Here is a 323-nt window from a genome sequence, read left to right as displayed (position 1 = left end):
ATGAAACCGGGGACGACGATTTTGCCGGAAATATCGATTTCCCGGTAACCCTCATAGCTTTCACCGGTTCCCACGATCGTATCGCCACAAATGGCGATATCCGAGGCAAGGAGTTCTCCGGTGACGAGATCGAAGAAGCGGCCGTTCTTGAGAACCATGTCTGCCGGTTCACGGCCCGTACCCTGGTCGATGCGCTTTTCAAGTCTGGAATTCATGCGGCTTTCTTCGGCTCCTGATTTACGTCGTATGCGAGAATCTTCATCATTTACATTCGAGGGTTGTTTCTGGATCTATTCGAATTGATTCTTTGAGTTTTAAATATA

Annotated in this window: 1 pseudogene; it reads right to left on the bottom strand. The window is 48.3% G+C overall.

From position 1 onward, the window contains the following. Positions 1 to 215 (bottom strand): annotated as a pseudogene (locus EN804_RS35810) (adenine deaminase); the annotation flags it as partial. Positions 216 to 323: the final 108 nt, after the last annotated feature.

Source organism: Mesorhizobium sp. M8A.F.Ca.ET.161.01.1.1, assembly GCF_004792105.1.
Classification (GTDB): domain Bacteria; phylum Pseudomonadota; class Alphaproteobacteria; order Rhizobiales; family Rhizobiaceae; genus Mesorhizobium.
Note: the sequence above shows the minus strand (reverse complement) of the source record. Positions and strands in the feature narration are given on the sequence as shown.